Here is a 6,280-nt window from a genome sequence, read left to right as displayed (position 1 = left end):
ACCGAGCGGGCGCGGGCGTAATCGAGTCGCAGGCCGCGTTCCATCCGCGTCATGGCCATCAGCCAGGAGCGGAGGAGCAGGCGGCGGTCAGTCATTTTCCATGAGGATGTGCTGGATGTATTCCTGCCCGGCAAACGTCATGGTCGCCCGAATGAGGTACGCATGTTCGTCTTGGAAGAGGATTTCCGTGCGGATGCCGATGTTGAGCGAGGAGTGGCGATGGTTGCCGAAATCGACGTGGATGACGTTGTTTTCCTGTCTCATGGTTTTGCATTGAGATCGGCGGGGCTGCCCGGTTCCGCCAGATGGACGGAGTTTCCGGCCAGTTCCAGCGGGATGTCATTGAATGGCACGAGAACCACGTCCCCGCCGTCAATGTCATCAAGCCCCATCTCGCGGCGTTTTTCGTTGATCGTCATGTAGGAGGCGGCATTGACGCGGTTGGCCTTCTCGTTGCGCATCGGCTCCAGCGCCGGGATGCCGGCCTCGTCGTACCAGAGGAACAACCCTTCTCCGTAAAGCGGGGTGAGCCAGCGGTTGAAGGCATCCATGTACATGGAGAGCAAGGGGAGAATCGTGTCCGTCCAGAAGGCGGTCTTGGCTTCCGAGTAATTGGCGTAGGTCTGCGAATCCGGCAGGCCGATCAGTTGGGGCGGCACGCCAAACGCGAGGGCGATGTCGCGGGCGGCGCCGTTTTTTCCCTCCAGGAAATCCATGTCCTTCGGATTGAGGGCCATTTCCTGCCATTCCAACCCGCCCTCCAATAACAGCGGCCTGCCGGAGTTGTTGCCGCCGGAGAACTGGCGGTCGATCATCTCCTTCAGACGCAGGTATTGGTCGTCGGTGAGCGAGGTCGGTGTGCCGTCGCTTCCCTTGACAGACAACGCCCCCGAGGGACGCGCCCCATTATCCAACAGCCCCTTGTTCCAACGCTGCCCGCCGGTGTGGATGTCCACGCCGAGGGCGGCGGGGCCAATGGGGGACAGGCCGTACCACGGAGAGAGCGGGTTGAACGAACGGATTTGAAGGATCGCCGACTGGCCGGTGATCTGGTCCACGGGGTAGTCGAATTTCGAGTTGGCGTCGGGCCGGTATTCGTAGCCTTGGGGAAACAAGCCGCGGCCCGGAACGATCCTCACCTTGCCGGGGCTGAGCAGTTGCAATTCACGGGGCGGTTTCTGGCTCTTGTCGAGACCGTTCCCGAAAATGTAAGCGTTGCCCGACAATTGGTGGTATGCCGTCAGGCCGCCGCAGAACTCCCGCCATGACTGGACGGGATTGGGGTCATAAATCAGGTCGAGCAGCGGATGGGACTCGATCTTGGCCAGCTTGCCCGCCCGGTTCTTCTGGTACAAGTGCGGTTCCACCGACGAGACGGCCGCCGCGATGCGATTGATGCAGGCGAAGGCCACCACGCACTCGGCGTAACCCTCCAGCGCCAGCTTGTCGAACGCGGCCCCGGACAACGCCCCTTTCCCGCCGATGAGCGAGACGAAGAACGACGCGCTCTTACGCGACGGGACGGGTGTGTCCTTGCGGAACGGCCACATCAAAGGCTGCGGACGCGAGGAGTGGCGGTCGTGCGGGTGCGGACCCAGTTCAGATATTGCGTCAGCGAATCGACCTGATCGTCATGGGGACTGTTGGGAAAGGTGAGCATTTCGCTTTCAAAGTCGGTGAGCCAGGCGGCTTGCATGGGAAGCGAGACCTTGCCCGCCTCAACCATTGCGGAGACGCCGCTGGCTCGGGTTATCTTGTCCCGGTCCGGCAGGATGCCGATCAGGGGTAATGTCGTTGTGCGCTTCAAGTCCTGGAGCAATTGCTGCCCGCTGGCCTTGTCCTCGATCAGGATGGCATCGGCGCCGAAGGCGTCAGCTTGTTTGACCACAAGGGCCTTGAGGTCGGGGTATTCCAGTCGCTTCACCAAGACTTGAAGCAGATCGAAACCGTCTTTTCGGACGCCCCAGGTGGTGCAGCAACTCGGATCGTTCAGTTGCGAGGCCTTGATCGCCGTGTCCCAGCTTTGCACGATCTGCTCGTATTCGCCATGGGCCGGTTCGGAATATCGCTTGAACCAGTGGGCTTTGAAGATGCCCCCTTCGGCGGGGGCGGGTCGTTGTTGGTAAAGAGCCGTCCAGTCACGGGAACCGACCGCTTTTTTGATTCGCTCAAGCACGTCAACCGGGTAGTTGGCCCATAGGGGGTCGCCGGTCTTGCGACCGAGGATGTCGTCATCCGTCTCGGCAATCGCCGGGAGTGACAAAACCACCCATCCTTCATGTTCGTGTTCGCGCAATTGCCAGCCGGTCAGGTCATCGTCATGCCAGCGAGTCTGGATGATGACGATCTTGCCGTTCGGCATGAGGCGGGTGTAGGCGGTGGAGGTGTACCATTCCTTGTTCTTCTGCCGGATGGTCGGGCTGTCGGCATCCTCTCGGTTCTTCACTGGATCGTCAATCAGGAGCAGATGGGCGCCACGCCCTGTCAGCGGCCCGCCAATCCCGGCGGCGAAGTACGCGCCGTCCAGACTGGTGGCGAACGCGTCGCTGACTTCTGGGTCGGGCTGTTCCTGGGTGACGTGAAAGCGTTTGGCGCTCTGGCTGTCACCCTTCAGCTTGCAGCCGGGAAAGATTTGCTGGAATGCCGCGTCGGCGATCTGGTCGCGCACCTTGCGGCCGAAGTCGTCGGCCAACTCTTGGGCATAGGTGGCGGCAATGACGTAGTGGCTTGGGTTCCGGCCGAGATACCATGCGGGGAAGAACTCGCTCGCCAGCATCGACTTTCCGTGCCGGGGAGGCATGGAGATCATCAGGCGTTCGATGTCTCCCCGCTCCACTGCCTCCAGATGTCTGGCGATCAGGCGATGATGGGCGGCGGCCTTGTACCCCGGCCACTGGTAAGCGGCATAGGCAATCAGGCGGCTGTGGGCGTAATCTTCAGGAGTCGGCGCCAAGGGCGGCCGCGACGGCGGCGTCCCGCTGCTCCTTGGTGACAGGGATCAGGGGGGCGCCGTCCTTTCCAGTGTGTTCGTGCTTCTCGACAAACATGCCGAGGTGCTTGGCGAGGCTGTCCAGAGCCGCTTTTTTGTCCACGAACTTCAGTTTCTTGGTGTAACTGTCAATGATGCGAATCCCGTTGGAGCCGATCTCCGCACCGGCTTGGTTCTCAACGACATCAATTGCGGCAATGGCAGCAGCCGTGTCGTCATCCAATTCATGGATTGGCTTCAAATGTCCCTCGTTGTCGTATGCCTTGCGGATGTCGAGAAACGCCAGTTTGGCGTACTCCCGAAGCACACGAGAGACGGTTACTTCGTGGCGTTTGATGGCCGCCAGTTTCAGTTCCTCGACCCTTGCCGCCACCTTGCTGTCTGTCAACAACCGGGACGCAGCCTCCCAGATCGTCTTGTCGGTCGCCTTCTTGGCGTCGTAGCTCTGCCGGTACGCCTCGCTTGCGTTTCCTAATTCGATGTATTTGAGGCAGAAGGCTTCCTGCTTGGGTGTGAGGTCAGTCATGGTTCAGTTCGTTTGGTTGGAATCCTTGATTCGCAGGGATGAGCAAATGTCATCACAATGACGGGGCGAATCGTTGAGTCGGGATCTGATCCGGGTGAATATGGATGGGTTGAACGGGCAGTGACACCCCGCCGCTCACGCGGGACCTGAATTTCAATGGCCCGGAGATTTGGCGTGGTCTTTGCTTTGAGATAGGCTGTCACGACACCTTGATCCTCATCTCGGAGCTTCCCATGGTTGTTCTCTCCCGCAAAGCCCGTGAAGAAATCACACCGAGCCAGAAACGCCGGGGCTTGACCCGACCGGCCGCCGACGCAAAGCCGCGTGAATCCGTTGGCGAGCGGCATCCTTTGAAGCCCGAAGCGGCCGAGGAGCCAATGATTTTGGACGACATGGCGGTAATTGCCGAGGGATGGTCCGGAGCGATGTGACCCTGAAAAAAGTGACACGGGTGGCGTGCTCCGAAAACGAGCATGCCACACTTCGCCATCAGGCGCAAGAGTTTATTTGGGCCAACTGCTCGGCCTCCCGTTCCAAAATGCTCTTCTCCTCCTCCCGTACCTCATCCAGCGCCCCGATGAGCCGGTCGAACGCCGCCAGATACGTGTGGCGGCTGTCCCACACGGCCATCATGTCATGCCGGGTTTCCGGTGCGTTGCGGCTCATGGCATGGATGACGGTCTGCTCGGTCAGCCCGGCGATCAGGCGGCAGACACGAAGGTAGAGAGTCTCCAGAATGCGGCTGTTGGACCCGCTGAAGAACTCCAGGGCGTAGATGCTGTTCGATTTGTACGCGGTCTGGCGACGAAAGGTGATCCGCATGTCCATGAGAATCATGGCGTAGCTGCGGTGCAACTCGTCGAGGATTCCCCGTTCCACCATCCACCCCAACAAAGACCCGTCCTTGATCGTGGCGTTGGAGATGCGGCCGTCAGAGACGGTGATGTCGAGGTCGCCCTTGTTGGCGCGGCAGGCGTTGATGACGGAGGAATTGCGGGGCAGCCATTGAGAAGAGTCGATTCCGTCAACCATGAGCCCCCGAAAAAGCCCCGCCCGGAGACGGGGAATAACACAATGCAGGAAGTAGATGCCCACTTATAGCGCGTTTATACGGAGGGCGCAACCAGATATTGATTTTTAAGGTTCGCCGCTCATCGCGGATCAATCCCGATCTCAGTCAAGAAAACGCCGTTGTCGTCGGAGTATCGAAAAGTGATCCTGACGCCCTTGTCCCGAAAGTACGCGTATTTTGGGTTTGTCCGATACATATTCTGCAACTCGGGTCGTGCGGCGGCCGCGAACGCTTCTGCATCGAAGCCCGCCTCCCGCTTGAAATCGACGAGGGTGAAGTTGTATACGATTCGGCGGGACGGCAGCACGCCCATTGAATCGGCCCTGGTGTCCTTGTCCACCATCATGGGTAAATGCCTGTTGATCTCCTCGGCGGCCCGCACCAGCTCTTCTTCGAGCGACGGCTCCGGTCGATTCACGACCCGAACAGGCCGGTCGTCCCACCACGGTTTCGCCTGGAGCACCCACAACACGGCCGCGATCAGGCAGAGCCATCCGACCGATTTGAGATAGTTTTTCCGCTCTTCCGTCGGCCTGCCCGGTTTGATCGGCGGCTTTTCCAACGGCGGGGCGGGCTTGTTCTTGCGTCGGGCCATGGCAAGCTCTCACGATTCAGTCGGTCGCCTTCACTTCAATCTCGGCCAGCAACTCGCCCTTGCTGTCCAGGTATTGGGCACGGATTGTCAGGCCGTTATCCCGGAATTTCTTCAGGCTTGGGTCGGTCCGATACCGTTCCACCAAGGCGAGTCGGTTCTTCTCGGCAAATTCGACGGAGTCGAAGTCTGGTGTCTTGATGAGATCGACGTACTTGTAGATGTTTGTCAACACCCGGCCGGGGCCTGCCGTTGATCCGATTAGGTTGCATTCCTCGGAAATCTTGACCGGCGCCACGTGATTGACATGATCGACGTGTTGCAGAAGTTCCCGGTCAAATTGTTCGGACTGCAGGGACACGGTCCGGATAAGGAAGACCGCTCCGAAAACGAGCGTCAGGACGATGGCGAACGTGATGATCGATTTCACCGGGTCGCGACGTGCGGGAGGCAACTCAGGCTGAGCATTGTCCATCAGTTCAGCTTATCACGACCGGAGGTGATGGGTCATCGCAAAACGTCAGAAATTGAGGCCAGTTGCTCCATGGTAAACTCGTAGGTGACGAACCGCTCCCCGCATTTGGGGCACTCGCGGCGACGGAAACGGAAATACTTGAAACGATATTTTCCGGCTTGGCGGTGTTCGGGGTCGCGTGCGTCGGTGATTTTGGCCTTGGCATGTTTGCATGTCATTGGCCGCATGCTTTCGGCTTTCCATCCGCATCCACCAGAACCGCCGCGCCCGTGGGGAACTGCACGTACAAAACGTGTGTTTCTTCCACGCATACCAAGCTGTAGCCGGTGAGGTAGCCGATTTGCCTGTTGACCCATCCGCAGGCGGTCAGGGTCAGTAATGTGGCAATCATGAGGGTTAATCGCATCGGATGCCTTTCTGGTTGGTCATTGGGGTAACTCCTCATCCCAAACCCGCCCGCAATTCCGGCATCGCTTCACCACGGTGCCGCTGTCACGGAACAGTTCGCGGGCGTCCACATGTCTTGCCTGACGCCCCTGCTCACCGAGGAGCGGGTTGTTCTTTGTGCAAACGTGCCTCATGCTCTCCCCTTCTCCTGTGTCATTTCCCGAAAGACGCTGGCCACC

11 protein-coding genes are annotated in these 6,280 nt (G+C 59.5%); 1 reads left to right on the top strand and 10 read right to left on the bottom strand.

All coding sequences use genetic code 11. The features are described from left to right. Nucleotides 1-87: 87 nt before the first annotated feature. The 4 genes from BGIM_RS65560 to BGIM_RS57270 are packed head-to-tail and all read right to left on the bottom strand — an operon-like array spanning nucleotide 88 to nucleotide 3,515. Nucleotides 88-264, bottom strand: coding sequence for a hypothetical protein (locus tag BGIM_RS65560; RefSeq protein ID WP_020469713.1), 177 nt, complete (start codon nucleotides 262-264; stop codon nucleotides 88-90). Then, nucleotides 261-1,550 (bottom strand): phage portal protein, encoded by a 1,290-nt coding sequence (locus tag BGIM_RS49710; protein WP_020469712.1) that lies wholly within the window; start codon nucleotides 1,548-1,550, stop codon nucleotides 261-263. The genes BGIM_RS65560 and BGIM_RS49710 overlap by 4 nt, the downstream gene beginning before the upstream one ends. Further along, nucleotides 1,550-2,953, bottom strand: a complete 1,404-nt coding sequence (gene terL, locus BGIM_RS0110335; RefSeq protein ID WP_020469711.1) for a phage terminase large subunit — start codon at nucleotides 2,951-2,953, stop codon at nucleotides 1,550-1,552. The genes BGIM_RS49710 and terL overlap by 1 nt, the downstream gene beginning before the upstream one ends. Further along, entirely contained in the window at nucleotides 2,937-3,515 is a 579-nt protein-coding gene (locus BGIM_RS57270) for a terminase small subunit (RefSeq protein WP_020469710.1), read from the bottom strand. Before BGIM_RS57270 ends, terL begins: the two co-directional genes overlap by 17 nt. Before the next feature lie 233 nt (nucleotides 3,516-3,748). Here BGIM_RS57270 and BGIM_RS0110325 point away from each other — a divergent pair, with 233 nt between their 5' ends. Further along, nucleotides 3,749-3,946, top strand: a complete 198-nt coding sequence (locus BGIM_RS0110325) for a hypothetical protein (RefSeq protein ID WP_020469709.1) — start codon at nucleotides 3,749-3,751, stop codon at nucleotides 3,944-3,946. Between the two features lie 58 nt (nucleotides 3,947-4,004). Here the strand turns inward: BGIM_RS0110325 and BGIM_RS0110320 are convergent, their stop codons facing one another. The 6 genes from BGIM_RS0110320 to BGIM_RS62720 all read right to left on the bottom strand — a co-directional run. Next, nucleotides 4,005-4,547 (bottom strand): hypothetical protein, encoded by a 543-nt coding sequence (locus tag BGIM_RS0110320; RefSeq protein WP_020469708.1) that lies wholly within the window; start codon nucleotides 4,545-4,547, stop codon nucleotides 4,005-4,007. A 119-nt stretch (nucleotides 4,548-4,666) separates the two neighbouring features. Then, entirely contained in the window at nucleotides 4,667-5,182 is a 516-nt protein-coding gene (locus BGIM_RS0110315; RefSeq protein ID WP_020469707.1) for a hypothetical protein, read from the bottom strand. 16 nt (nucleotides 5,183-5,198) lie between these two features. After that, nucleotides 5,199-5,654: a hypothetical protein gene (locus BGIM_RS0110310; protein ID WP_029629913.1), complete on the bottom strand. Its 456-nt coding sequence runs from the start codon at nucleotides 5,652-5,654 to the stop codon at nucleotides 5,199-5,201. A 32-nt stretch (nucleotides 5,655-5,686) separates the two neighbouring features. Next, nucleotides 5,687-5,881, bottom strand: a complete 195-nt coding sequence (locus BGIM_RS0110305) for a hypothetical protein (RefSeq protein WP_029629912.1) — start codon at nucleotides 5,879-5,881, stop codon at nucleotides 5,687-5,689. Continuing rightward, nucleotides 5,869-6,045 carry a hypothetical protein gene (locus BGIM_RS49700; RefSeq protein WP_157368750.1) on the bottom strand — a complete coding sequence of 59 codons (177 nt, stop codon included), beginning with the start codon at nucleotides 6,043-6,045 and terminating at the stop codon, nucleotides 5,869-5,871. Before BGIM_RS49700 ends, BGIM_RS0110305 begins: the two co-directional genes overlap by 13 nt. Nucleotides 6,046-6,079: 34 nt before the next feature. After that, nucleotides 6,080-6,280, bottom strand: a 201-nt coding sequence (locus BGIM_RS62720; protein WP_238537574.1) for a hypothetical protein, incomplete at its 5' end; no start/stop codon positions are given.

This window comes from Zavarzinella formosa DSM 19928 (assembly GCF_000255705.1).
Classification (GTDB): Bacteria; Planctomycetota; Planctomycetia; order Gemmatales; family Gemmataceae; genus Zavarzinella; species Zavarzinella formosa.
The sequence above is the reverse complement of the archived record's forward strand: the minus strand, read 5'-3'. Positions and strand labels throughout refer to the sequence as shown.